Below are 24859 nucleotides of genomic sequence, written 5' to 3' on the forward strand. Positions count from 1 at the left end.
GTCCGGCCGGACGGCCCGCGCGTCCTTCCCGCCGGCCCGCCTCGCGGCGGCCGGCGGGAAGGACGCGCGTCGCCCCTCTTCCGCGTCCTGTTCCGTCAGCGCCGGGGGCCCACCGTCCGGGCGCCCGCGCGGACGGTGATGGCGAGCGCGGGACAGGAGTCGGCCGCGTCCAGGGCCCGTTCGTCCTCGGCGATCTCCGGGCGCACCGGCTCGGCGACGTCACCCTCCAGCCGGTACAGGTCCGGGGCGAGCCCGGCGCACATGCCCGAGCCCATGCACATCTCCCGGTCGACGGCGGTGGTCCAGCGCACCGCGCTCACCAGCCCACCGGCATCTCGCGCGGACCCCGCACCAGCATCTGGTCCTTCCAGCGGACGTCCCCCGCCAGACGCAGGTCCGGGAAGCGGGTGAGGAGGGCCAGGACCGCCTCCTGGAGCTCCAGCCGGGCGAGCGGCGCCCCCAGGCAGTGGTGGACGCCGTGCCCGAAGCCGAGGTGCTGGACCCCGGTGCGGGTGACGTCGAGCCGCCCGGGGCCGGTGAACTTCAGGGCGTCGCGGTTGGCGGCGCCGATCGCCACGAGCACCGGCTCCCCCGCCCGGACCAGCGTGCCGCCCACCTCGACGTCCTCGGTGGCGTACCGGGGGAAGGCGGCGCCGCTGCCGAGCGGGACGAACCGCAGCAGCTCCTCGACGGCGCCCTTGATCAGATCGGGCCTCTCGCGCAGCAGGGCGAGCTGCTCCGGATGGTCGAGCAGGGCGTGCACGAAGTTGGGGATCTGGCTGGCCGTCGTCTCGTGCCCCGCGACGAGGATGCCCACGCACAGGTCGATCAGCTCCAGCTCGGTGAGCCGGTCACCGGTGTCGCGGGCCTCGATCAGACCAGTCATCAGATCGGGGCGCGGACGGGCGCGGTGGTCCTCGACGAGCGCCGCCATGTAGGCGCGCAGCTCCTCCCGGCTGCGCCAGAACTCCTCGGCGGTCAGCGAACTCGTCGACAGGGCCGCGTCGCTCCACACCCGGAACTTCGGGCGGTCCTCCTCCGGCACGCCGAGCATCCGGCAGATGACCGCGACCGGGATGGGCAGCGCGTACGACTCCACGAGGTCGGCCGGCGGCCCCGCGGCCTCCATCTCGTCCAGGAACCCGTGCGCCAGCTCGCGCACCTGGGGCCGCAGCTTCTCGACCTGGTGGACCGTGAACGCCTTGGCGACCAGGGTGCGCAGCCGGGTGTGGCCGGGCGGGTCCATGCCGAGGATGCCGGTGTCCTGCTGGGCCTCGGACTGGCGGGGCTCGTCGTGCTTGATGGCCTCGGCGCGGCTGAAGCGCCGGTCGCCGAGGACCAGACGGGCGTCGGCGTAGCGGGTGGCGAGCCAGGCGGGTTCGCCGTACGGCATCCGGACGCGTAACAGTCCGGGCCGCTCCAGTGCTTCGCCGTACGCCTCGGCGAGGCCGAGTCCTTCGGGCTCGTTGAACGGATAGTCCAGGGGGGTGTGGTCCGCCGTCGCGGTCATGGAACGCCTCCGTTGTGTAAGCGGGTGCTTACAGAACCTAGGCTGGTCGCCGGAGGCGGTCAATGGGGCCGTTCGCGCCGTTCGGGTGGCCGACGGCGGGGGTGCGGAGGGGGCGGGGATGACACGGACGAGGGCCGACGGAGCCGAGACGGCGGGGCGGGTGCCCGTACGGCGGGACGGTGCGGGGGAGCGGTCCGTACGGCGGGAGGGCGCGGGGGAGCGGTCCGTACCGGACGGCGGCGCACGGGGCGGCGGCACCCGGGAGCGGCTGCTCGCCGCGGCGTCGGCCCTCTTCGCCGAGCGGGGGTACGACCGGGCGACGGTACGGGAGATCGCCGCCCGCGCCGGGGTGAACCAGGCCCTGCTGTTCCGGCACTTCGGCTCCAAGCAGGCGCTGTTCGGCGAAGTGGTCGCACAGGGCGGGTACGACCAGTTGCGGAGCACTCCGCCGGAGCGTCTGGTGGAGGCGGTGCTGCGCAGCCTGCTCCATTCCCCGGCGGACCCGGCCGGGGCCCCGGGGGCGAGCCGGTCGCTCAAGACGATGCTGCGCTCGGTGGGTGGCGGCGACGAGGTCTCCACGGCGGTGGCCGGGCTGGGCGAGGCGTACGCCAAGGCCCTGGCGGAGCTGAGCACCCGGCACGACGCGGCGCTGCGGGCGGACCTCGCCCTGTCCTGGCTCCTGGGCATCGGCCTGACCCGGGTGGTCGCGGGCAAGCGGCCACTGGCGGACGCGGACCCGGACGAGGTCTGCCGCCTGGTCCTCGGGACGCTCGGCCACCTCCTGGACGGCCTCCCCGAAGGCGGAACGCCCGGGAAGTGAGCCCCTTGCCGAACGATCAGGGGGCGGGCGCCGGAGGGAGGCCGCGGGGACCCGTACAGCGGGCGCCTTCCTCCTCCACCCGGCGGCGCAGCTCCCGGTCGGCCGTGACGACCAGGCACGGCCGGCCGGCCGCGCTCCGGGCCAGCTCGACGATCAGGTCGTCACCGCTGCCGGGAGCCTCCTCGACCCGCACCCCGGGCACGGAGGCGACGCCCCGGGCGCGGCCCTCGACGACCAGGACGATCTCGTACGGCCCCGGGTACGGGCCGTCGGCCGGACCGCCGGTGGCGGCGAGCCGGTCGCGCAACCGCTCGGCGGCCCCGCGCCGGTCGCGCCACCAGCCGTCGGGCACCGAACCCACGACATTGGCCCCGTCCACCACCAGCAGGGGACGGAGGGCCGGATCCTCAGGACGCATGGCCCCCAGGATGCCAGGCCGCTGCTCAGGCCGCGCTGCCTGCCGCGCCGCTACTCCGGCCGCGCTGCTTCCTCGGCCTGCCGGGCGATCTGCTCCAGTACGGCCCTCGGGTCGGCGGACGGCTCGACCGCCTTGCCGATGTTCCGCTTGATGGTGTTGCTGACCTGCAGCCAGGACGGTTCGTTGACCGGGTAGAGCCGGGCACCGCGCAGGGCGCTCAGGAACTGCTCGGCGCTGGGGTCGGCCGCCGCGGCCCGGGACGCCTGGGTGGCGGACACCGTCGACGGCAGCAGCCGGTAGCGCTCGGCGAACTCGTTGAGGTTCTTGTCCTCGTACACGAAGTCGAGGAACGAGCCCACCAGTTCGCGGTTCCCCTCGCGCTTGAAGGCCATCATCCAGTCGGCGACGCCCGCCGCCGGCGGGGTCTCCTCGCTGTCCAGCGTGTCCGACACCGGCATACGGAGCGTGCCGACCTTCATGCCCTTCTTCCGCGCCTGGTGGAGGAGCGAGGGGTAGCCGTTGAGCATTCCGACGTCGCCGCGCAGGAAGGCGTCGAAGGCGTCCTGCCGGTTGAGCCGGCCCGGCGGAACCGGGCCGGTCAGACCCGGCTCGACCAGGTTGTCCTTGAGCCAGCGGAACGTCTGCGTGTTCCGCTCGGAGGCGAGGCTGTACTCCCCGCGGACGTCGGTGTACCCGCCGCCGTTGCTGAGCTCCCAGATCAGGGCCTCGGCATGGGCCTCCTCGGGGCCGAGCGGCAGCGCGTACGGGTAGACCACGCCCTCCCTCTTCAGCGCCTGGGCCGCTCCCTTCAGCTCCGACCAGGTCTTCGGCGGCTTCGCCCCGGCCCCGTCGAACAGCTCCTCGTTGTAGAAGAGCAGCCGGCTGCTGGCCACGAAGGGCAGGCCGTAGAGGGTGTCGTCGACCGAACCGGCCTTCACCAGCGGCGGCAGGAAGTTCGCCTCCGTCCTGATCGACAGCACCTCGCCGGCCGGGTGGAGGCGGCCCTGCGCGGCGAAGTCGGAGTACGCGCCCAGGAGGGCCACGTCCGGGGCGTCGCCCTCCTCCACCATGCGGGTGACCTCGCGGTCGACCTCGGCCCACGGGTAGAGCGTCACCTCGACCTTCTTGCCGGGGTGGGTGGCGGCGAAGGCGGTGGCCAGCCTGTCCCAGTACGTCTTGGAACTGGTCGCCGGGCCGTCGCCGTACTCGGGGACCACCAGGCGCAGCGTCGTCCCGCCGCTCCCGGGGGAGCCGCAGGCGGTGACGAGGGACCCCAGCAGTCCGAACGCGGCCAGGGAGGCGGTCATGCCGAAGAGTCTTGGGCGCACGGGTTCTTCCTCTTGGTCTTTGGGGTGGTGCGACCGGAATTCTCTCCTGGTCAGGCCGTATATCGCGCCCCCTTACCGAACGGTTGTGCCATATCTCCAAGCGGAATGATTTCGCATGGTGCTTTCGAATATGCGGCGGCGTCGCGTTCGAACCCCTCGCGAGAGGGGATTGGGTATCGTCGGGCCGATGAGCGGAAAACCGGGTACGCCGAGTACATCGAGCACTCCGAGCACGTTCTCCATCGGAGGCGAACACCGCGTGAACCGGCTCGGGTTCGGCGCCATGCGCCTGCCGACCGAACCGGCCCCCGAACGGAAGGCCGCCCTCGCGGTCGCCCGGCGCGCCGTCGAACGGGGCGTCACCCTGATCGACACCGCCCACCTGTACGGATGGGGCGCCAACGAGGAACTCCTGGCCGAGGCCCTGTACCCGTACCCGGACGGGCTGCTGATCACCACCAAGGTCGGGATCCTCCGGACCGGCCCGGAAGGGTGGGCGTACGACGCGCGGCCCGAGAGCCTGCGCGAACAGGTCGAGCAGGGCCTGCGCCGCCTCCGGATCGAGCGCGTCGGCCTCCTGCAACTGCACCGGATCGATCCGGAGGTCCCGGTCGCCGAACAGGTCGGCGCGCTCCGCGAACTCCAGGAAGAGGGAAAGATCGGGCACATCGGCCTGTCCGAGGTCACCACCGCGCAGCTCGCCGAGGCCCGGCGGACCGCCGAGATCGCGAGCGTGCAGAACCGCTACAACCTCTTCGACCGGGAGCACGAGCAGGTCCTGGAGGCGTGCGAGGCCGCCGGCATCGCCTTCCTCCCCTGGCGCCCCGTCGCCGCGGCGGCCGAACCCGACCGGCCCTCCGCGCTCACCACCGTCGCCGCCGACCTCGGCGCCACCGCCGCCCAGGTCCTCCTCGCCTGGCTGCTCGCCCGCTCCCCGGTCGTCCTGCCGATCCCCGGCACCGCCTCGCTCGCCCACCTGGAGGAGAACCTCGCCGCGGCGGACCTCCGGCTCACCGACTCCCAGCGGGAACTGCTCGACCGGACGGCCGCGCCCACCGACCACCCCTGACCGCGGCCCCGCTCACCCCCGTACGGCCGACACCGCGACCGCGCCTCACGCGGATCCCCGGCCGTGCCACGGTCCGTCCGGCGCCAGGGCGTCGAGCACGCTCGGCAACTGCGGCGGCTCGACCGGGTCGGGCAGCGCGCCCAGATCGGACCACGCGATCCAGGCGTGCGTGTCCAGACTGGCCTCTTCGTGGGGGAGCAGGCCGGTGCGCACCGGAGAGGGGCGCTCGACGGCGAACCGGGCGACGAAGAAGTGCTCCGTCCCGACGTGCCGCTTGCCGTTCCACCACCCGTCGCGGTCGACGAGCACCGACCGGTCGAGGACGGCGGCCGGATCGAGCCCGGTCTCCTCGAACAGCTCGCGCCGTGCCGCCGCCAGCGGCGTCTCACCGGGCTCGATGCCGCCGCCGGGCGGCTCCCACAGCCACGTGCCGTCGAGCGGATCCCGCCAGCGCAGAAGGAGCAGGCGGTGGGCGGCGTCCAGACAGATGACCCGGGCGGCGGGCCGGTGCGGCGTCTCCATCGCCCCGACGCTATGGGGCACCCGGAACGACCATCAAGCCCCAAGTCGGCCGACTCCGGACCCTCCGAACCTTCCGGACCCTCCGGTGGGAGACCGGCCCCGTACCCGCCGGAACACCGCCGACGCCGCCGGGGCTCAGATGCCCAGCTTGGCCCGGCCGCTGCCGACCGCCGCCGCCGTGGGCGCGGTGGCCCGGACCGAGCGGCGCACCAGACGGGCGTCGTGCCGCAGGTCCCGGGCGGCGTGACGGCCGCGCCACAGGAGCGAGGGGGCGCTGCCGGTGTCGTCGGCGGTGATCAGCAGGCCGCCCAGCATGGACACGTTCTTGAAGAAGTGGACGCGCTGCTGGGCCCGGTCGGCGGGGTCCTCGACCTCCCAGTACCGGTGCGCCGCCAGCGTGGTGGGCACCAGCGTCGCGGCGAGGGCCAGCGCCGACAGCCGGGGGCAGCGGCCGAGCCCGAGCAGGACGCCGCTCACCACCTGCACGGCACCGTTGAGCCGGACGACCCGCTCGGTGTCGTCCGGCAGCACGGAGATCCGTTCGGCCAAGGGCCGCACGACGGACTCGGCCACCGGGGCCACCCGCCGGGGATCCCGTAGAGAGCTCAGACCGCCGACGACGAACATCGAGGCGAGCATCGGACGGCCGATGACACGGAGAAGACTCATGACGATGCCTCCGGAACGACAAGGGACGCGGTATCTGCTGGAAGTATCAGGTGCCCCGCCGAACCACCGCCATTCGCCCGTCGGCATCCGGCGGAACCACGACGACCACCCGAACCGGCCTCCCGAACCCGGGCCCCGCCCCGCCGGTCTCCGCCGAGCGGGTGAACCGGCCGAGCGGGTGAACCGGCCGGGCGGGTGAACCGGCCGGGCAGTACCGCGCTCAGGCCTCCTTGGCGACGGGACCGCTGGTGGGGGCCTCGGCGTTGCGGCGGGTCTTGGCCCAGCCGTTGCGGCCGCTGATCATGCGGCCGACGGCGCGCCAGGAGACGACGTAGAGGAACAGCAGGTAGAAGGGGTAGGCCAGGCCCCAGCCCAGGGAGCGCCAGAAGCCGGTGCCGGGCTCGCATTTGCGCCGGTAGATCGGGCCCCAGATCACGAACTGGCCGAGGGCCATGACGGCGTAGAGGACGATCCCGCGCCATCCGCCGTCGGCGAGGTACGCGGCGGCCGCCTCGGGGTGACGGCTGTAGGAGGCGACGAGGGCGATCAGCGGGATCGGGTAGAGCAGGGCGCCGACGAGCTGGAGCCAGGGCTGGCTGAGGAAGAAGGTGAGCTCCAGGAAGCCGACGTTCGGGATCTTGTTGCTGCGCCAGATGGCGGGGATGTAGCCGACGCACTGCATGACCCCCTGGGCCCAGCGGGTGCGCTGCGTCAGGAAGCGCTTGGTGTCGAACAGGGCCTCCTGCTCGACGTGGGTGTCGGCGCAGAAGGCGTTGATCCAGCCCGCGAGCATGAGGTGGATGCCGAGCTCGAAGTCCTCCAGGAGCCGGCCGGTCCAGGGACGGCCGCGCTCGGCGTCGAGGTCGTCGAGCGCCGAGAGGCGGACGAACTGCCCGTTGCCGCCGAGGCAGACGGTACGGGAGGACTTGCGGGCGTGCTGGAGCGCGGCCACCGGGGCGCGGAACTCCAGGTCCTGCATCCGGATGAGCAGACGGCTGTAGAAGTTGCGGCCGGCGCCCTTGCCCCGGGCGGGCCGGCGCTCGCCGCGATTCATCATCCGCACCTCGATCTGGACGCCGCCGATGCCCGGACGCCCGAAGAACCTGCGCGCGGCCACGTGGTCCAGGCAGCCCGGCGCGGGCCGGCCGTCGGCGTCGAAGACACCGACGACGACGCGGTCGCGGTCGGTGCCGGGCGGAAGCAGCGAGCTGAGCGTGTCGTACGCGGCGTTGAGCGCCTCGCCCTTGCCCAGGCGGGCGTTGGGCCGGCGCCGCTGGACGAGGTGGACGCCCGGGTCGACGGCCGCCGCCCGCCGGACGATGTCGCCGGTGCGGTCCTCGGAGTCGTCGTCGATGACCCAGATGTGCGCCTCGGGGCAGGAGGCCCGCAGATACGTGAGGGTGTCTCCGATGACGGCCTCCTCGTCGCGGCACGGTACGAACAGGTGCCACTGGTAGTCGCTCGCCTTGCCGCGCCTGCGCTTGCGGCGCACGAGGAGCGGCAGCACCAGGCCGAGGAGGTAGAGGGGGAAGAAGAGACTCAGGACGAGGCTGAAGTCGGCCAGGAGGCCCAGCAGGCCGGAGGGCTCGGAGGACGTCACGGAGGTTCCTGGTTCCAGAGGGGCGGGTGCTGCGGAGAGGGCCGGTCCGGCCGGCGGGTGAGCGACGGCCGGACCGGCCGGGCCCGGGTCAGGCCCTGGCGGCCTTGAGGCGGGCGGAGCGCATCATCAGGGCCCCGCCGACCACGAGGGCGGCGGCGAACAGGGTCACGACGAGGCCGGGCATTCCGCCGGTCACGGCGAGCTGTCCTCCGCCGACCACCACTCCGGCGCCCACGGCGCCCTTTCCTACCGACCCGTACACGGGTCCTCCTTTCGTCGGGGAGCCCGGCCGGCCGATCCGGCGGGGCTCCGCTGGTCACCGGCGCGCGGTACGCGTCGGCTGCTGCGGGGTCAGCGGACCGGCGCCGCGCCGGGCAGGGGCGCGCGGTCGGCGAGGGCCGTCGCCAGGGCGTGGATCTGCCGGGAGGCGCTGCCGTCGCCGTACGGGGACGCGGTGCCGGCCAGCCGGACGTGCAGGTCCGGGTCGTCGAGCGCGGCGCGGGCGGCGTCCAGGAGCGGGCGGCCCGGCTCGACCAGACGGCTGAACCCGGCGGCGACCGCCTCGGGCCGTTCGGTGCTGGTGCGGACGACCAGCAGCGGCTTCTTGAGCACGGTGGCCTCCTCCTGCACGCCCCCGGAGTCCGAGACGAGCAGCCGGGCGCGGTCGGCCAGGGTCAGGAAGGTGGGATGGTCGACCGGGTCGATGACGTCGAGCGGGTCCAGGAGGCCGTCCAGGCCGAACTGCTTGGCCTTGGCGCGGGTCCGGGGGTGCAGCGGCATCACGACCCGCTCGCCGATCCCGGCGAGGGCGGTGAGCAGCGCCCGGAGGCGGTCGGGACCGTCGGTGTTCTCGGGGCGGTGGACGGTCGCGAGGACGAACGGCCCGTGGGCGCCGTGCTCGCGGGCGATGCGGTCGCGTTCCCCGGGCGCGGGCAAGGACATCAGGGTGGCTTCGACGACCGTGTTGCCGGTGACCCGGATCCGCTCGGGTGCCGTTCCGGTCGCCAGGAGGTTGGCGGCGGCCCGGTCGGTGGCGGCGCAGTGGACGTCGGCGAGCACGCCGACGACGAGCCGGTTGATCTCCTCCGGCATCGCCCTGTCCCCCGAGCGGAGGCCCGCTTCGACGTGCACGACGGGTATGCCGCAGTAGTGCGCGGCCTGCGCCCCGGCGGAGGTGCTGTTGGTGTCGCCCTGGACGACGACCGCGCGCGGCGGGTCGGCGACGAAGGCCCGCGCGAGTTCGGACGTCAGCGAGCCGATCTGGTCCCCGCGCCCCCACGGCCCGGTGGCGCCGTCGAGCAGGAGGTGGGGGCGCGGCAGACCGAAGTTGGCGAAGAACGTGCCCGACAGGGAGCTGTCGTAGTGCTGACCGGTGTGCACGACGCGCGCCCGCTCCCCGAGGAGTCGGATCAGCGGCGCGAGCTTGATGATCTCCGGGCGGGTGCCGAGCACCACGGCCACGTCGCGCCCGCCGGACGGAATCCCACTCATGTCTGGTCCTGCCGCGCACGCCGAGCGACCGGTGCACGCGCGCGCGGCCTGGTACCCGGAGCCGCACGCGGTCGACGTGGCAGCCGAACGAAGCCTATGAGCCACCGGATGGCCGAAAATGCCACCTTCGGCGTTTGTGATGGAATTGTGTTCAACCTGAGGATTTTTGGCTCGCCGTCGGATGGGTTCTCGGCGGGCCGATTGCGCGAATCGCCGGAAAAAGGCGAATGACCCCATCTGTTCACCTGGTCGGCTCGCAGGGGAGACCCGTCCCGGGCGGACGCAAGCGGATCGTCAGCGGGACGTTAGGGGAGGGGCCGAGGATGTTGACTCGCCGGGGGATGCCGGGGAATGCCGAGGACACCGGGTCACGCCGGAGGTGCCGGCCCGCCCCCTCCCCGGCACGACCACGCCACTCGGCAAAGGAACAAGCACATGCGCAGACTCAAGAGTGCCCTCGCGGCGGTCGCGGCCCTGGCCGCCTTCGCCGGAGTGGGTGTCGCGGCGGCACCGGCACAGGCGGCGACCCACTGCACGACCAAGGGACAGAAGTACTTCTGCGAGTACGGCGTCACGACCACCAAGTTCCCCGACGGGACGAAGCAGGAGTTCGTCGTCGGCGCCGATCACGGTGTGTGGACGAACTGGACCCGCACCGACGGCTCCTGGAACGGCTGGACGTCCATGGGCGGCTGGGTGAAGAGCCGGGTCGAGATCGACTACTTCCAGGACAGCCCCCTGAACTTCTCCATCGCGGCCATAGGCAGCGACGGCAACTACTGGTTCCGGATCCGCCACTCCGACGGCTCCTGGACCGGCTGGCAGGTGAGCTGCGTCGTGAACCCGAACGGCGCGAACTGCCCGTGACGGCTACGGGGGAGCGGGGCGGGCCGGACGACCCCGAGACCCCGCTCCGGGGATGAACCCCGCCCCGCCGGAGTACCGGCGGAACCGCTCACCGGCACCCGGTGAGCGGTTCCGCCGACGAGGCCGCACCCCGCTGGATCGCGTACGAGGGGTCAGGCGACGGAGCGGAAGGCCGGCAGGTAGCCGCCGGAGTGACCGGTCGCGGTGGGGTGGTAGCTGTTGGAGACGGGCACCGTGACGCTGTGGATCCAGGCGTTGCCGGAGCAGATCTCGTGGCCGGTGAACTCGTCCACGACGCTGGAGTACACGAAGCCCGCGTTGGCGGCCTGCTTGGCGAGCACGGCGTTGAGGGCGTCGCTGCCCCGGTTGATCGCGGCGCGCTCGGTCTCGCTCAGACCGACGACGCAGTTGCCGTTCAGCTGGTAGAAGCGCGGATAGCCGAGGACCACCACGCGGGCCTGGGGCGCGCGGCCGCGGATCGTGGAGTAGAGCGACGAGAGGCTGCCGGGAAGGGTCCCGTTGACCTGCGCGATGGCGTTGTTCACCGCGTTGACGCAGGTCGCCTCGCTCTGCAGCACACAGGTCTGCATGACGTCGGCGAAACCGACGTCGTTGCCGCCCGCGGTGACGCTGACGAGCGTGGTGGAGCTGTTCAGCGGAGCCAGCTGACCGCTCTTGACCGTGCCGGTCGTCGCTCCCGAGCAGGCGGTGAAGGAGAACGAGGCCGGGGCGTTGGTCGCCGCCCACAGGGACGGGTAGGCCTTGCTGCTGCGCTGGCAGCTGCCGCTGTCGGACGTGTAGCTGCCGGCGCCCACCCCCGAGGAGTAGGAGTCGCCGAGCGCGACGTAGCGCTCCCCGGCCGACGCGGCGGCGGAGGCGGGCTGGGCGAGGCCCACGGTGACGGCCGACACGGCCAGAAGCGCGGACAGAACCCATCTCAATTTGGTTGCGCGCATGACAAGGAGCTCCTTGGAGGTGAGGGGGAGTCACTCTTCTAGCAGGCCCCGTGGCTCACGGAATAGATGTGTGAAGTGGTTTTCTTCTGTTCGCATCACGCGTCGGGGCACGCGGCGTTCGCCCCTGGATCGCCCGACGGGACCTGCCGTACGGCTCGGCGCGCCCCGCGCAGGAGAGGCGTCGATCGTCCCGCGTACGGAACGGACGGCCCCGGACCGGACCGCCCCCTGTCGCGCCTTCGGGCGTACGAATTCAGCCATCCGGCAGAACGGGTGAATGCCCATCATTGCCGTGTACGCGCGCGGCCGGCGTGATCGCTTCTCCGTTCTCGACGTCCGGACCTGGAAGTTCGAGGCGACGGGAAGGGGGCTCGCGCGGCCGCGTCCACGGCTCCTTGCGCCCCGCGGACGTTGCGGCAGTGTCCGATTGCTTCCCGGCCCTGAAGCGCGAGGCCGACGAAGCCGCGTCCGAGTGGAGCTGCGCCTTCCGCCTCTTCCCGCTCCGGCGGGCCGGTTCCGGAGGTCGGGCCGGAGTTCTGGATCGCAAAAGCCTTCTGCAACTTACTGACGCCTCTCAGGTACGAGTGAACCCTCGGTCGTTATTTGTTCGATCCTGTCGAGTTCGCCTCGCGGTGCGGACGCGCGTAGAGCGGCTGAAAGGGCACCTTGTGGCGGCCCGGCGCGGAGTCAATGATTCCCCCAAGCAGTTGACAGGTTCATGGCGGCCACCGTCGCCGATTCGTGCTCCACCGGGCCGCTCACCCCAGCGGCCCGACCACCCCCACCGGAGGATGCAGTGAACCGTTCGTCCCGTCGTGGCAGGATCGTCCGGGGCAGCCGGCTGATCGCCGTGCTCGGCGCCTTCGTGGCCGCCTCGGCCCTGACCGCCCCCACCTCCTCTGCGCAGCAGGCCGGCACCGCGCAGGCCTCGGCCGTCGCGCTGGCCTCCACCAGCGACGCCGTCCTCCGTGCCGACGTGGCCGGCTCCGCCTGGTACACCGACCGGGCCACCGGGAAGGTCGTCGTCACCGTCGACTCCACGGTCTCCCAGGCCGAGATCGCGACCCTGCGCGAGGCGGCCGGCGACAACGCCGCGAACCTGAAGATCGAGCGGACCGCGGGGAAGATCAACAAGCTCATCGCGGGCGGCCAGGCCATCTACGGCGGGGGAGGCCGGTGCTCCCTCGGCTTCAACGTCCGCAGCGGAAGCACCTACTACGCGCTGACGGCCGGCCACTGCACCAACGGCGGCAGCACCTGGTACACCAACTCCGCCAACACCGCCGTCCTCGGCACCCGGGCCGGAACCAGCTTCCCGACGAACGACTACGGCATCATCCGCCACTCCAACGCCTCCGCCGCGGACGGGCGCGTCTACCTCTACAACGGCAGCTACCGCGACATCACCGGCGCCGGCAACGCCTACGTCGGACAGTCCGTCCAGCGCAGCGGCAGCACCACCGGCCTGCGCAGCGGCACCGTCACCGGGCTCAACGCCACCGTCAACTACGGCGGCGGCGACGTCGTCTACGGCCTCATCCAGACCAACGTCTGCGCCGAGCCCGGCGACAGCGGCGGCGCCATGTTCTCCGGGACGACGGCCCTCGGCCTCACCTCCGGCGGCAGCGGCAACTGCTCCAGCGGCGGCACCACCTTCTTCCAGCCCGTCACCGAAGCCCTCAGCGCCTACGGCGTCAGCGTCTTCTGATCCCCGATCCACCGTGTCCGAGGGGCGCCTCCGCAGACGGAGGTGCCCCTCGGCCGTGTGCGTCGCACACCCTTCGTGTCAACTATGGTTGACATGCGTCGCGCGTCAACGTAAGTTGACGGCATGAGTGATGCGACCGACCTCGCCGAGCGGGCGGGTGACCGCGACCCACGGATCGGACTGCGTGCCGTCTCCGCGCTGCGCCGTCTCCTGGAACAGCTGGAGGCCGTCCAGGTGCGCAGCGCGCGCGCCCAGGGCTGGTCGTGGCAGGAGATCGCGGCCGAACTGGGCGTGAGCCGCCAGGCCGTCCACAAGAAGCACGGGAGGCATTGATGTTCGAGAGGTTCACGAAGGGCGCCCGGGCGGTGGTGACCGGAGCGGTGGCGGTGGCCGAACGCGAGGGCGCCCCCGCGGTCACGGAGGAACACCTCCTCCTGGCGCTGCTCGACGCACAGGACACCAGGGCGGCCTCCGTACTGCGGGCCCTGGGAGCGACGGAGCGGCGCCCGTCCCTGGAGGCCGCGCTCGCGGCGGCCCGCCGCAGGGGCGGCCTCTCGTCGGTCGAGGTGGACGCGCTGGCGGACCTCGGCATCGACGTGACGCAGATCGTCACCCGGGTCGAACAGGCACACGGCCCCGGCGCCCTCACCGCCGGACCCGACCGCCGGGCCCGAGGCTCGAAACGCCGCCCCTTCACCCGCGAAAGCAAGAAGGCCCTGGAGCAGTCCCTCCGCGTCTGCCTGGGCCGACGAGAAAAGGAGATCGGCGACGAACACCTCCTCCTGGCCCTGACGGCCCGCCCGGGAGTCGTCTCCGAAACCCTGGCCGACCACGGGGTCACCTACACGACGGTGGAGCACGCACTCGACCGGCCCCAGGGCTGAGCGCCGGACAGACGCGGGGCACGGCGACGCGAGCGGCTTCCCCGTCGGGGGCTCCCGAGGGCCCCGCCGGGTACCCGGGTGACGAACGGGTGTCGGAGGATCAGTCGGTGTCGATGCCGCGCGCGGCGAAGACCTCCGCCGCGTCCGGAACGGCCAGGACGCCGTCTTCCACGAAGGTGACCTCCCGCAGACGGGGCAGCAGGGCGAGGTCGTCGAGCGAGCGGACGTCGAACAGGTCGTCCTCGCCGTCCCAGGCGGGGGCGCAGTGCCGGAAGACGTCCGCCCCGGCGTCGAAGCACAGCTCCTCGACGCGGGCGAGCAGCTCGGCCGGGATCTCCAGGGCCTCGAAATGGGCCCGGGCCTCCGGCAGTACCTCCGCGTGGAGGCCGTTCTCCAGGACGTAGGACGCCGGGTCGCCGATCCCGCGCTCGGCCAGCTGCGCGGGCAGGTCGTAGACCGGGAGGAGCGGCTCGGGGCCGTACATGAGCTCCTCGATGACGAGCAGCTTGAGGTTGAAGTCGCGGAACTGGCTCATGGCACATGGGTACCACGGAGGTACGACACGGATCCGGGCCGGGCCGTACGGCGTGGTCCTCGACGAGCTCGGGACACGGGGCGAGTCGGACGGGAGCCGGGGCACGGAGGGCGCGAGGACCGGGCGCCGAGAACGCCGCCCCCGATCCGGCAGGCGATCCGCGACCGTTTCCGACGAGCGGCCCCGCCCGGCCCGTCCATCGTTACAGTACGGCGGTGTGAACCCACTGCAGGCCGGTCAGGACCCCTCGCACATAGGCGGCTACGAACTCGTCGGCCGCCTCGGAGCCGGCGGCATGGGCCAGGTGTACCTGGCCCGGTCGGCGTGGGGCGGACTGGTGGCGGTCAAGGTGATCCGCGAGGAGATCACCGGACACCCGGAGGCCCTGCCCCGGTTCCGGCGCGAGGTGGCCACCGTCCGGACGATCCGCGACCCCCGCACCGCACGCCTGGTCGACGCGTCGCTGGACGCACCGCCGTACTGGCTGGCCACCGAGTACGTGCCGGGGCCCACGCTTCGCCAGGCGGTCGGCGCGGAAGGCCCCTTCCCGGCGGTACGGGTCCGGGCGCTGGGCGCGGAGCTGGCCCGCGCCCTGGCGGGCGTCCACGCGCACGGCGTCACCCATCGGGACCTGAAGCCGCAGAACGTGATCCTGGGGCCCGACGGCCCGCGGCTGATCGACTTCGGCATCGCCCGGGGCGCGGACGACACCCGGCTCACCGCGACCGGCACGGCGCCCGGCACCCCCGGCTTCACCGCACCGGAGGTCCTGCTGCGCAACGAGGTCTCTCCCGCGGCCGACGTGTTCGCGCTCGGGGCGACGATGGCGTACGCGCTGACCGGACGGCCCCCTTTCGGCGGCGGCGCCGCCGAGGCGGTCTCCTACCGCGCCGTCCACGAGGACGTCGACCTCGGGGGAGCGGCCGGTGACGACCCGGAACTCCTCGCCCTGGTGCGGGCCTGCGTGGCCAAGGACCCGGCCGCACGGCCGACACCGGCCCGCGTCGCCACCCGCTGCGAAACCCCGGACGGCACCCTGCCCAAGACCCTGCTCGCAGGGGCACCGCAACGGCGCTTCCCCCTGCGGAGGGCGATGGCCGCGGCGCTCCTGTCGGCGGTGGTCGCCACCGCCGGCGTCACCGTGACGCGGTGGTGGGCGCAGAACGGCGGCGAGGACGACGCCCGGGCCCCGGGTCCCGGCGGCGGGACGGCCGGTCCGAGCGCGGATGGCTGGACCCTGGAGGGGAGCTGGAGCCTGGACGTCGAGCCGGGCCCGGCGCGGGACGGCGCCGCCGAAGACGTGCGCTGGAAGCTCTCCGCCGACACCGAGGAGGCGCGGATGGGCATCGGCAACTGCGACCGTCCGCCCCAAGGACCCGCCCGGGGCTCGACGTCGACCTCCGTCTCGTACCGCGCCGGCGCGAGGACGGCGGACGTACGGCTGTCGGCGGAGGGCGCCGGGCCGTACCGGGTCGTGGTCGGCGTGAAACCGCCGGGGACCGAAGGGTTCGGTCACACGTCCGCACCCGTGCGCGTCGCGTCGGACCGTACGGCGCTCGCCTACCCCGCCGACTTCGCCGGGGCACCGGCGGTGACGGCGGCCGGCGACTGGACCGTCGTCGTCTACCACGCCGAGAGCGACGACCGGAGCCGCTGGCGCCGCCTGGGCTGCACCGGCTTCCACGCTCGCTGACGGCCCGCACGGTACTGCTTCCGACGCCTCCACGACCGGGGACACCCATGCCGATCGACCAGATCGTGCGACGAACCCCGACCCGTAAGGACCGCCCCCGAGCGCGACAGCCGGCTCAGCCGGCTCAGCCCGCTCAGCCCGCCCGGAGCGTCGCCGCCGCGCTGTCGAGCAGCATCTCCAGGGCGGTCGGGTAGGCGCTGTGGTTCATACGGGCCACCAGCAGGGGCGCGGTGGCCGCGATGTGCGGATGGGTGTCGGGGGAGAGACGGGCGTAGGTGGCGCGCCAGACCTCCTCGTCGGCGGCGCGGGCCGCGGCGGGCAGGGCGAGACCGGCGGCGTCGAGGGCGGCGAAGGCGAGGGTCTGGTCGATGAACGCCTGGTAGATGCGGACGACGTCGGAATCGGACAGGCCGGTGGCGCGCAGGATGCCCAGGACGACCTCGTCGGTGGCGATCTCGTTCGCCCGGCCGCTGACCCGGCTGGCGGTCAGGACGGCGGCCTCCGGATGGTCGAGGTAGGCCGTGTGGATGCGAAGGCCGATGTCCCGCAGGTCGCGACGCCAGTCGCCGGTGGCTCGCCAGTCCCGCATCGCCCGACCGATCAGCTCGTCGGCGATGGCCAGCGTCAGGTCGTCGGTGCCGCGGAAGTAGCGGTACAGGGTGCTGGGATCGGCGCCGAGCGCCACGCCCAGCCGCCGCACGGTCATCCCCTCCCTGCCGTGCTCGCGCAACATGCGCAGAGCGGTCTCCACGATTAGCTTCTGAGTGAGGACGACACCCTGCTTCGTGGGCCTTCTGCGGCGCCGGTCCGTCTCCGACACCACTTCCTTAGCCATGCGTACCTCCGTCTCCTCTGCCGCGACCTTATGCCAACACCGTTGACGCTTTCTCGCCCCTCCCCGTTCCATGACGCATCCAAGGCTTTGGCCTCCCCGTCGAAAGGCACCCTTGTCATGCGAGTACTCCTTGTGGGCGCGGGCGGCGTGGGCACCGCGATCACCAAGATCGCCGCCCGCCGCTCCTTCTTCGACCACATGGTCGTCGCCGACTACGACGTCTCCCGCGCCGAAGCGGCCGTGGCCGCGCTGGGCGCGGACGACACCCGGTTCAGCGCCGCGCGCGTCGACGCGTCCGACCGGGAGGCGGTCACCGGCCTGCTCCGGCGGGAGCGGTGCGACGTACTGCTCAACGCCACCGACCCGCGATTCGTGATGCCGCTGTTCGAAGCCGCCCTGGCGGCCGACGCGCACTACCTGGACATGGCGATGTCGCTGTCGTCCCCGCACCCGGAGCGCCCGTACGAGGAGTGCGGGACCAAGCTCGGCGACGGCCAGTTCGAACGGGCCGCCGCCTGGGAGGAGGCCGGGAGGCTGGCGCTCGTCGGGTTCGGTGTGGAGCCCGGCCTCTCCGACGTCTTCGCCCGCTACGCCGCGGACGAGCTGTTCGACGAGATCGAGGAGATCGGCGTACGGGACGGCGCGAACCTGACGGTCGACGGCTACGACTTCGCCCCGTCGTTCTCCATCTGGACGACGATCGAGGAGTGTCTGAACCCGCCGGTGATCTGGGAGAAGGACCGCGGCTGGTTCACCACCGCCCCCTTCAGCGAGCCGGAGGTCTTCGACTTCCCCGAGGGCATCGGCCCCGTCGAGTGCGTCAACGTCGAGCACGAGGAGGTCCTGCTGATCCCGCGCTGGGTCGACGCCCGGCGCGTCACCTTCAAGTACGGCCTCGGCGACGAGTTCATCGACACCCTCAAGACGCTGCGCAAACTGGGCCTGGACCGCACCGAGAAGGTGACCCTGCCCGGCGGCGCCGAGGTCTCGCCGCGTGACGTCGTCGCCGCCTGCCTGCCCGACCCGGCGACGCTCGGCGAGCGTATGCACGGCAAGACGTGCGCCGGCACATGGGTGAAGGCCACGAAGGACGGCCGGGCGCGGGAGGTGTACCTCTACCACGTCGTCGACAACCAGTGGTCGATGAAGGAGTACGGCTCCCAGGCGGTGGTCTGGCAGACCGCGATCAACCCGGTCATCGCCCTGGAACTCGTCGCGAACGGCACCTGGACCGGCACCGGCGTCCTCGGCCCCGAGGCCTTCACCCCCCGGCCCTTCCTCGACCTGCTGACCGCGTACGGGTCCCCCTGGGGTATGCGCGAGCAGTGACCCGACGCGCGCCTTTCCGCGCCGAGCCGCACCTCGGTGAGCAGCGGGGGCGCAGACGGGCGGCCCACTCCGCCTCCGTACCGCCGGACACGGAAGGACCGGGACACGGCGAACGGCTCCGCCCCTGGAAGCAAAGGGGGGAGCCGTTTCACGGGTGACGCGGTTTCGCCGAGGCGACTCAGGCGTGTCGTCGGTTGCCGGTGACGAGACGGTAGACGGCCAGCAGGATGACGGAGCCGATGACGGCCGCGACCCAGGTGGAAAGGTCGAAGAAACCGTCGATGGAGTCGACGCCGAATATGACCTTGCCCAGGAAGCCGCCCAGCAGACCGCCCGCGATGCCGATCAGGATCGTGATGACGACGCCGCCCGGGTCCTTGCCCGGCATGATCGCCTTGGCGATGAAACCGGCGACGAGGCCGATGAGAATCCACGCGATGATGCCCATGATGCGTCTCCTACCTGCTGATATAAAATCTGTGTCAACACGGCGTATACGCACTCGGACGACTTTCAAACCCCCTCACACACCCCGCAACCGTGGCGTCGTTGCGCCCCTGCCCGCCCGGCCTCTCCACCCCTCGCCCGGCACGTGACGCCGCCCCGCCGCCGCCCGCCCACGCGTTCAGCAGGGCTATGCCACCGCATGGGGAAACGGCTTGGCCGACGCCACCCGAACGCGGTGCGCCAGCCGACGGGCGGCGTGCACACTGCGACGCGTCAGACAGAGCTCGCCCGCCGGGACGTGGCAGGTCGGACAGGGCTCGGCGAAAGCGCCGTGCCGAAAACGCCGGTGCGTCTCATAGGCGGCGTCCAGCATCGCCTCGAGCGCCGAGGCCGGAAGAGCGCCGGACGCACGGGCGGCCGTACGCACCGGCCGGGGGGAGAGGGACAGGACCGTGCTGGGGCTCATGACGTACATCTCCTCGTGCGGCTGGGTGCGAGGCCGTAGGTTCCCGCACTCCACGCGTTGAAGGGCGGCGGTTTTCCCTGCCTACCCGCATCAGCGCAGCTCAGACGCAGCTGATCCATTCCTCCTGGCCCATCACCGCGCCGGCCCCGGATGTGCGCCTCGCCCCATCACCGGCTGGGAGGGCGAGCGGACCGACGACGGCGTCGCGCTGGTCACCGAGCCCGGCTCCTTCGGGCCGGGTGGACGTGCTCCGTACGCTCCGCGCCGGTGCTTCCGGCCGCTGGGAGCGGGACGGCGACCTGCCCTGACAGACCCCTGGAAAATCAGGGGGTGTGGGAGCCGGGTTCGGGGGCAGGCGGGGGTGGAGCGCATGGGACCGCTCCGAAAAGGGCAGGGCCTGCCGGTTTTCCCCCTCCGACAGGCCCTTGGGTGAACGAACGGCCCGCACCACTGGGTGATGGTGCGGGCCGTTCGACATGTTCCGACCCGGCGTCTGTACGAGCGAGCGTCCGGCGGCAGCGAGTCTGCGGGAGCTGCACGGCCTGGCATCCGCCGGGCCCCGCCGCCACCAGGAACAGCGCGCCCCTTTGCCGCATCGCCGCCACCGTCACACGTGCGGGGCGTGAACCAGACCTTGAGTCGCGGCTCGTCGTAACCCGGCCTGCCCTGGACCCGCCACGGGGAATTCTCGGCTGCGGCAGCGGACACGGTAGGGCTAGCGTGACGGTTCTGCGGAGTGCGGGAGGGAATCGCGGTGCTGGTCATGCCCGGACGGCGGACGTCGACGATGGAACTGCTGGCCGTCGAGGCGATGGGCCGAGGGATGCCGGTCGGAGCGGCGGAGGAGCCCGGCCTGGCAGGCCCCGCGCACTGGTACGGCGGACCGGTCGCGGGTGCGCGGCTGGCCGGCCGGCTCGGGTTCGCGTTGCTGGAGCCGGCGGACGACTGGCTCGCCGAGCTGCCGGAGGAGTTCACCGGCCGCCGGATACGGATGGGGACCGTCGCGGACGCATGGGCGATCGACCGGCCGACGTTCGTCAAGCCGCCCCGTGACAAGTCCTTCCCGCCCGATGTCCACACCGACGGCTCCCGGCTGTCCTCCGCCCTGGACCCGGCGGCACCGGTGCTCCTGTCCGACGTGGTGACCTTCGCGTCCGAGTACCGGCTGTTCCTGCTGGACGGCCGGATCGCCACGGCGAGCCGGTACGCGGTGTTCGGCCGGCTCGACCCCCGCCCGCTCGGTACGGACCGAGCCGACCGGGCCACCGCGGCGCAGATCGCGGAGTTCGCCGACCGGCTGACCGCCGCAGTCGGCCACACGCTGCCGAGCGCCGTCGTCGTGGACGTCGGACAACTCCTGGACCCGTACCGCCCGGGCCACCGCTGGGCCGTGGTGGAGGCGAACATGGCGTGGTTCTCGCACTCCTACGCGGCCGACCCGGCACGGGTACTGGACGTGGTCCTGCGGGCGGCGGGACCACGCGAACACGTGCGGCCGCGAGATCTGCCGTTCGAACGACACTGATCGGCCCGCGCGAACCAGGCCCCGGCGGACGGCCCGGCCACTGGCGTGGGGTGTATCGGCAACTTGGGGGAGGAACGGGAGGGGGACGCCCCGCAGAGTGGGCGGCGACCACGCTCGGCATCTCGTTCGAGGCGGTGACGGCGTACGGCTCGAGCCGTCCTGACGCTCGCCGTCGTCGTCGTACTGGTCGATAGGGATCTGGAGTGCTCTCGCCGCCGGGGAGCGCGGCCGTCCCGGGCTGCGGCAGCGGCCCCTCCACCCCCGTACCGGCACCTGTGACCACGCAGAGCCGTGAAGAGCGGCAGAACGAGGAGTTCCTGGTACTGCCCGACAAGCACGGCTCCCTCGCGGTCCGCCCCGACAGACCGCGAGCCACGGGACAGGTGGCAAGTGACAGGTGACAGAACTCCACCGCGTCCCGGAGCGGCCGGCAAAGGACGCTGGTTCCGCCCGCCCGCCTGGCCGAGTCCGAAGCAGAAGAGGACCGTGCCCGACGGTGTCCGTTCGTCCCAATGGCTCGTTGCACCGGTGGCAGACCCATGCCGACGACTGTCCCGCTCTTCAGGAGGAACCGATGTCCGACGATCTGCTGATCACCAAGATCGCCCACGGCTTCGACCGGCTCGACGTCGACGGGGACGGCCGGCTCACCGAGGACGACCACGTCCTCATGGGCCGTTCGTCGGCGCGTGCCCTCGGACATCCGGAGGGATCGGCCGAGGAAGCCCGGCTCGTCGCCGCGTACGTCGCCATCTGGCGGGACCTGCACCTGCCCACGCTTCCGCCGGGGGCCGAGGCGATCAACCGCGCGGACTTCATCACCGCCACCGCCGCGCTGGCCGACGACCCGGCCGCCGCGCGGGCCACCGTCGGAGCCCTCGCCGAGGCGTTCCTGTCCCTCGCGGACGCGGACGGCGACGGGCGCGTCGACCCCGACGAGTTCTTCGCCTTCCAGCGCGGCCACTTCCCCGGTCTCGACCGCGCGGCCTCGGACAGGGCCTTCCGCCACCTCGACCGCGACGGCGACGGGACGCTCTCGCCCGAGGAGTTCATCACGGCGACGATCGAGTACTGGAGCAGCCGCGATCCGCAGGCTCCCGGAAACTGGTGGACGGGCGGCCTCCCGGGAACCGACCTCACCTGACGACCGGACCACCTCGCCCCTCTGATCGGTATCGGGACGACCACGGCCATGGCCGGATGTCATCTATGTGCTGGCCACCAAGTTCATCGAGGTCGCGGACGAGAAGCAGCTGTCCAGGGCGATCGCCCGTCACGGGCGTGTCGATCTTCTCCGCGTTGATGAGCCGGGCTGTCTCAGGTCTGACCGGAGGGGCGCTGAGGTGTTGTTCCAGGTTCTGACCGGGAAGGAGGCGAAGAAGCAGCCCTCACGGATGACCGTCACCTTCTGGATGTGAATCACGGCTGCTGGCGATCTTGGCGATCCAAGTAATCGACCAGTCTGATCTCACTGCGACGCAGTCGAGCAGACTCGTCCTCGGGCAGGGGCCCTAGTGCGTCGACGAGGACGTGTGCTCGGGGAATGTGGACCATCGCACTGGAGTAGATCCGGCACCCGGAGCACCATGCCAAGCCGATACACCGCTCAAACATCGAAGACTCGGGCGGATGGAGACGAAACTGGTAGGAGTGGACTTCTGTCCTGCAGGCAGCACAGATTCGGCGATCACCGTCCCTGACCGTGTCCCAGATCGCGACCTTGGCCCACTGCTGCCGACCGGCTCGTGCTCTTCAAGTCGTCATGCGCAGCATTCTCTCTCATGACCCATGACCCCACCTCAGCAGTCCCGCAATCCACAATGGCCAGCCCCTTCGAGACCGAAAATCCGAGGCCACTTCGCACCGTCAATGCCACCCGAGCACGCCGAACGCATCCGGGCCGGTGATGACGCCGCAGACCGCCTCGGCCGCCCACCGCACGAACGCCCGGCCTCGGCAGGAGGACCCTGCCAAGGCCGCGCCGTACGGGCAGGAACAGGTTGCCGCAAGCGGTCTCCGACCGGTTCGATCCGACGGCCAGGCGGGTGAGTTGGATCTCACGCACATGCGCGAGCATCAGGTACTTCTGACAATTGCAGGTTGCATACCGATGGCACGGTCGTCGCGAACCGCCCCTGTGCCGAGCCGGACCGGACCGAAGAACCGGAGGGTCGGCTCCAGGTGAGGTGTTCGTAGCAGAGGGGGGTGGGTACGGGCGGCCTTCTTCTCGGTCGTGCCGAAAGCCTCGACGATCGCGGATATCGCCTCGTCCTGTTCACTGGGCAGGGCCCGGCTCACCACTGTCCTTCGTCAGTTGCCCCCGTCCGCGCGGGGAAGGCTCCCACTCACGGACACCCCGCCAGTTTTCACCGCAGGATGGGAGACGGACACCGACCCGTGCCAGTCGATACTGCTGTCCGCATCCGCCCACGACCTGAGGGACATCCTCGACCGCACCACCCCCTCCTCCAGAACAGACCTGCCGCCCCCTCCGGCCTGGTCTCCGCGCGGTATCCGGCGCTGCTGCGCCTCCGGTACCACGGCTGGGCACGCACTGCCCCCGGCTGTCACGGCCGATTGTGTGCTGCTGCTCGTTCACCACGAGGGGATGAACGCCCGGGAGCCGAACGACAGCGGCTTCGACCCGGCGGACTACCTCCAGCCTGCCGTAGCCGTAGGGTTCCCTGACGACGACGACTGACAGGCGAAGGCGGACGAACGGCGGCCACACATCACGCTCCACGGCGGAGCCGGCGCGCACCACGCCGACGATCTCATGACGCGTGTGCGCCGACTGTGCTGAGCGCGGTCAGCGAGGCTTTCTGTTCGGCACGTACTCCCCGCACGGACAGGTGCCGCTCGGCGTGAACTCACCTACGGGGAAGTCGTCTCCCGTGCACTCTCCAGTGCCGTCCCTGTGGTCGTAGCTCTGGTGCTTGCAGGTGCGGCACCACTCCTTGGGTGCCCCGATGACGAGCATCGGGAGGAGGGATATGAGCAGGAGTCCTGCGAACGCGCCGATGACGATGAGGAATTGCATCAGCGGGTCAACCTCCGATCAGTGCCGTTAAGTTGGCAGCAGGGCCATTGTGCGCCCTGCGGACTACCGAGACGCGGTCAAGGAGGCGGACGTGGTGGTCACCGTATTGCTGGCAGTTGCCATCCCGGTCGGTCTCCTGGCGCTGGGCACCGGTGCCTACTTGTTGTGGGTCCGCTTCGGGACGGAGGAACCGTGGCGGCACGGCGGTGGTGGGGACTCCGGTGACACCTGGGGCGGTGCGTAGACCGGTCGTCGTGCCGCCACGGGCATGACGACCGTGGGGAGTGGCTGCTGCTCGCCTCCGACGGCGGCTACGAGCCTCGCCGATCACGACCTGGCCGCTTACCTGAACGGTGACCCGTGCGACTCGCCGAGTGCCTGGTCGACGGCGTCGTCCACCGCGCGCGTACACGGGCAACGCCACCGCACTGATCGCCCTTGCCGCCGGACGGGAAGCGGCCACCGACCCGCGCCGGCCGAAGCCGCTGTCTGCGGGCTCCAAAGATCTGACGAACACCCCAGTCGCACTGCTTGTTGAACCACGAGCTCCTTGACCGCGCCTGCGGAAACAGCACATCACCGGCCAGGACGTGTATCGGAAGTGAATCTTGGACATAGGGTGTCGGCATGTCATTGAGCCGCATAGACCTCTTGTCTGGACGTTCGATCGCGCTCACCGAGCTGCGAATGTCTTCGACCTACGGAGGGATGCTGGAGGGCTACCCGTGCAAGCTCATCAATGACATGAAGGTCAGGAGTCTCCAGCTACAGGCCGAGCGTGCTTTTCCCTCCACGCCGGCTCATCTGGTTCCACCTTCCCGCGAGTACCCCGACCAGCCTGCCGGCGCCTTCGGCCCCGTTGAGGTACTTCCTTCCGTGGCCTGCGTCGGGGCCTTCCACTCGACAGAGGTCGCCTCCGAACTCGACCCGGTGCTGTACCGTTCCGCTCTCATCGTGATCTGGTTCCAGACCGGCTTGGACGTCCCGTCGGGCGAGAACGCCGACCTCGGGCTGCGCAGTATTCGCTGGGAGGAACTGGCGCAGGACTACGAGCTTTAGCGACGGGGCCGATCCGGTCCAGGTGACGGATTCTGCCGCCCGGAAGGATCGCAGTGGTCCTCCCGGGACGCACTGCGCCACGATCGGC

Annotated in this window: 29 protein-coding genes; 14 read left to right on the forward strand and 15 right to left on the reverse strand. The window is 71.7% G+C overall.

All coding sequences use genetic code 11. The features are described 5' to 3' along the window. Nucleotides 1-95: 95 nt before the first annotated feature. Nucleotides 96-320: a ferredoxin gene (locus tag ACIQVI_RS31420; protein WP_389667186.1), complete on the reverse strand. Its 225-nt coding sequence runs from the start codon at nt 318-320 to the stop codon at nt 96-98. Further along, nucleotides 317-1510, reverse strand: coding sequence for a cytochrome P450 (locus tag ACIQVI_RS31425; protein WP_351973614.1), 1194 nt, complete (start codon nt 1508-1510; stop codon nt 317-319). Before ACIQVI_RS31425 ends, ACIQVI_RS31420 begins: the two co-directional genes overlap by 4 nt. A gap of 118 nt (nt 1511-1628) precedes the next feature. Between ACIQVI_RS31425 and ACIQVI_RS31430 the strand changes: the two genes are divergently transcribed. Then, nucleotides 1629-2330 carry a TetR family transcriptional regulator gene (locus tag ACIQVI_RS31430; protein WP_403602077.1) on the forward strand — a complete coding sequence of 234 codons (702 nt, stop codon included), beginning with the start codon at nt 1629-1631 and terminating at the stop codon, nt 2328-2330. A 16-nt stretch (nt 2331-2346) separates the two neighbouring features. On the opposite strand, the gene ACIQVI_RS31435 is transcribed toward ACIQVI_RS31430, so the two are convergent. Then, complete coding sequence (locus ACIQVI_RS31435; protein ID WP_121833108.1) at nt 2347-2748, reverse strand: NTP pyrophosphohydrolase; 402 nt, start codon at nt 2746-2748, stop codon at nt 2347-2349. 50 nt (nt 2749-2798) lie between these two features. After that, the gene (locus ACIQVI_RS31440; protein WP_403602081.1) at nt 2799-4055 is read right to left on the reverse strand and encodes an extracellular solute-binding protein; all 1257 of its coding nucleotides are present in this window, start codon (nt 4053-4055) and stop codon (nt 2799-2801) included. A gap of 208 nt (nt 4056-4263) precedes the next feature. Between ACIQVI_RS31440 and ACIQVI_RS31445 the strand changes: the two genes are divergently transcribed. Then, nucleotides 4264-5145, forward strand: a complete 882-nt coding sequence (locus tag ACIQVI_RS31445) for an aldo/keto reductase (RefSeq protein ID WP_403602084.1) — start codon at nt 4264-4266, stop codon at nt 5143-5145. Nucleotides 5146-5190: 45 nt separating this feature from the next. Here ACIQVI_RS31445 and ACIQVI_RS31450 read toward each other — a convergent pair whose 3' ends face one another. From ACIQVI_RS31450 to wecB, 5 genes are all read right to left on the reverse strand, one after another. Next, on the reverse strand, nt 5191-5667 hold the full coding sequence (locus tag ACIQVI_RS31450) for an NUDIX domain-containing protein (protein WP_351973610.1): 477 nt from the start codon (nt 5665-5667) through the stop codon (nt 5191-5193). Between the two features lie 135 nt (nt 5668-5802). Continuing rightward, on the reverse strand, nt 5803-6336 hold the full coding sequence (locus ACIQVI_RS31455) for a DoxX family protein (protein WP_351973609.1): 534 nt from the start codon (nt 6334-6336) through the stop codon (nt 5803-5805). Nucleotides 6337-6556: 220 nt separating this feature from the next. Then, nucleotides 6557-7936 (reverse strand): glycosyltransferase, encoded by a 1380-nt coding sequence (locus tag ACIQVI_RS31460; RefSeq protein ID WP_403602089.1) that lies wholly within the window; start codon nt 7934-7936, stop codon nt 6557-6559. Nucleotides 7937-8024: 88 nt separating this feature from the next. Further along, nucleotides 8025-8198 carry a hypothetical protein gene (locus ACIQVI_RS31465; RefSeq protein ID WP_403602092.1) on the reverse strand — a complete coding sequence of 58 codons (174 nt, stop codon included), beginning with the start codon at nt 8196-8198 and terminating at the stop codon, nt 8025-8027. An 89-nt stretch (nt 8199-8287) separates the two neighbouring features. Then, nucleotides 8288-9427 (reverse strand): non-hydrolyzing UDP-N-acetylglucosamine 2-epimerase, encoded by a 1140-nt coding sequence (gene wecB / locus ACIQVI_RS31470; protein WP_403602095.1) that lies wholly within the window; start codon nt 9425-9427, stop codon nt 8288-8290. A 108-nt stretch (nt 9428-9535) separates the two neighbouring features. Between wecB and ACIQVI_RS31475 the strand changes: the two genes are divergently transcribed. Continuing rightward, nucleotides 9536-9658 carry a hypothetical protein gene (locus ACIQVI_RS31475; RefSeq protein WP_403602098.1) on the forward strand — a complete coding sequence of 41 codons (123 nt, stop codon included), beginning with the start codon at nt 9536-9538 and terminating at the stop codon, nt 9656-9658. 204 nt (nt 9659-9862) lie between these two features. Then, nucleotides 9863-10294 (forward strand): hypothetical protein, encoded by a 432-nt coding sequence (locus tag ACIQVI_RS31480; protein ID WP_403602101.1) that lies wholly within the window; start codon nt 9863-9865, stop codon nt 10292-10294. A 152-nt stretch (nt 10295-10446) separates the two neighbouring features. On the opposite strand, the gene ACIQVI_RS31485 is transcribed toward ACIQVI_RS31480, so the two are convergent. Then, on the reverse strand, nt 10447-11250 hold the full coding sequence (locus ACIQVI_RS31485) for an SGNH/GDSL hydrolase family protein (RefSeq protein WP_403602104.1): 804 nt from the start codon (nt 11248-11250) through the stop codon (nt 10447-10449). Nucleotides 11251-12046: 796 nt separating this feature from the next. Here ACIQVI_RS31485 and ACIQVI_RS31490 point away from each other — a divergent pair. From ACIQVI_RS31490 to ACIQVI_RS31500, 3 genes are all read left to right on the forward strand, one after another. Beyond that, nucleotides 12047-12958 (forward strand): S1 family peptidase, encoded by a 912-nt coding sequence (locus ACIQVI_RS31490; RefSeq protein WP_403602107.1) that lies wholly within the window; start codon nt 12047-12049, stop codon nt 12956-12958. Nucleotides 12959-13081: 123 nt separating this feature from the next. Further along, a complete protein-coding gene (locus ACIQVI_RS31495) occupies nt 13082-13291 on the forward strand; it encodes a helix-turn-helix domain-containing protein (RefSeq protein ID WP_078968169.1) in 210 nt (69 codons plus the stop codon). Continuing rightward, entirely contained in the window at nt 13291-13842 is a 552-nt protein-coding gene (locus ACIQVI_RS31500) for a Clp protease N-terminal domain-containing protein (RefSeq protein WP_351974150.1), read from the forward strand. Before ACIQVI_RS31495 ends, ACIQVI_RS31500 begins: the two co-directional genes overlap by 1 nt. 100 nt (nt 13843-13942) lie before the next feature. Here the strand turns inward: ACIQVI_RS31500 and ACIQVI_RS31505 are convergent, their stop codons facing one another. Then, a complete protein-coding gene (locus tag ACIQVI_RS31505) occupies nt 13943-14377 on the reverse strand; it encodes a DUF6892 domain-containing protein (protein WP_403602111.1) in 435 nt (144 codons plus the stop codon). A 217-nt stretch (nt 14378-14594) separates the two neighbouring features. On the opposite strand from ACIQVI_RS31505, the gene ACIQVI_RS31510 reads away from it, so the two are divergent. Beyond that, nucleotides 14595-16070 carry a protein kinase gene (locus ACIQVI_RS31510; RefSeq protein WP_403602114.1) on the forward strand — a complete coding sequence of 492 codons (1476 nt, stop codon included), beginning with the start codon at nt 14595-14597 and terminating at the stop codon, nt 16068-16070. Nucleotides 16071-16203: 133 nt separating this feature from the next. Here the strand turns inward: ACIQVI_RS31510 and ACIQVI_RS31515 are convergent, their stop codons facing one another. Beyond that, a complete protein-coding gene (locus ACIQVI_RS31515) occupies nt 16204-16905 on the reverse strand; it encodes a TetR/AcrR family transcriptional regulator (RefSeq protein ID WP_403602117.1) in 702 nt (233 codons plus the stop codon). Between the two features lie 117 nt (nt 16906-17022). On the opposite strand from ACIQVI_RS31515, the gene ACIQVI_RS31520 reads away from it, so the two are divergent. Further along, nucleotides 17023-18234: a saccharopine dehydrogenase family protein gene (locus ACIQVI_RS31520; RefSeq protein ID WP_403602120.1), complete on the forward strand. Its 1212-nt coding sequence runs from the start codon at nt 17023-17025 to the stop codon at nt 18232-18234. Between the two features lie 178 nt (nt 18235-18412). Here the strand turns inward: ACIQVI_RS31520 and ACIQVI_RS31525 are convergent, their stop codons facing one another. Beyond that, complete coding sequence (locus ACIQVI_RS31525; protein WP_351972370.1) at nt 18413-18682, reverse strand: GlsB/YeaQ/YmgE family stress response membrane protein; 270 nt, start codon at nt 18680-18682, stop codon at nt 18413-18415. A gap of 186 nt (nt 18683-18868) precedes the next feature. Beyond that, entirely contained in the window at nt 18869-19147 is a 279-nt protein-coding gene (locus ACIQVI_RS31530) for a hypothetical protein (RefSeq protein ID WP_403602124.1), read from the reverse strand. Nucleotides 19148-19934: 787 nt separating this feature from the next. Here ACIQVI_RS31530 and ACIQVI_RS31535 point away from each other — a divergent pair. The 3 genes from ACIQVI_RS31535 to ACIQVI_RS31545 all read left to right on the forward strand — a co-directional run bounded on the left by ACIQVI_RS31535 (nt 19935) and on the right by ACIQVI_RS31545 (nt 22090). Further along, entirely contained in the window at nt 19935-20672 is a 738-nt protein-coding gene (locus tag ACIQVI_RS31535; RefSeq protein ID WP_403602251.1) for an ATP-grasp domain-containing protein, read from the forward strand. A 574-nt stretch (nt 20673-21246) separates the two neighbouring features. Beyond that, a complete protein-coding gene (locus tag ACIQVI_RS31540; protein ID WP_403602127.1) occupies nt 21247-21816 on the forward strand; it encodes an EF-hand domain-containing protein in 570 nt (189 codons plus the stop codon). A 67-nt stretch (nt 21817-21883) separates the two neighbouring features. Beyond that, on the forward strand, nt 21884-22090 hold the full coding sequence (locus ACIQVI_RS31545) for a hypothetical protein (RefSeq protein ID WP_403602130.1): 207 nt from the start codon (nt 21884-21886) through the stop codon (nt 22088-22090). Nucleotides 22091-23481: 1391 nt separating this feature from the next. On the opposite strand, the gene ACIQVI_RS31550 is transcribed toward ACIQVI_RS31545, so the two are convergent. Then, nucleotides 23482-23712, reverse strand: a complete 231-nt coding sequence (locus ACIQVI_RS31550; protein WP_351972373.1) for a hypothetical protein — start codon at nt 23710-23712, stop codon at nt 23482-23484. Nucleotides 23713-23806: 94 nt separating this feature from the next. Here ACIQVI_RS31550 and ACIQVI_RS31555 point away from each other — a divergent pair, with 94 nt between their 5' ends. Both ACIQVI_RS31555 and ACIQVI_RS31560 read left to right on the forward strand, forming a co-directional pair. After that, nucleotides 23807-23956 (forward strand): hypothetical protein, encoded by a 150-nt coding sequence (locus tag ACIQVI_RS31555; protein WP_403602134.1) that lies wholly within the window; start codon nt 23807-23809, stop codon nt 23954-23956. A gap of 383 nt (nt 23957-24339) precedes the next feature. After that, a complete protein-coding gene (locus ACIQVI_RS31560) occupies nt 24340-24771 on the forward strand; it encodes a hypothetical protein (RefSeq protein ID WP_403602137.1) in 432 nt (143 codons plus the stop codon). Nucleotides 24772-24859 lie beyond the last annotated feature (88 nt).

The sequence above is a fragment of the Streptomyces sp. NPDC098101 genome (genome assembly GCF_044760185.1).
Taxonomy (GTDB): domain Bacteria; phylum Actinomycetota; class Actinomycetes; order Streptomycetales; family Streptomycetaceae; genus Streptomyces.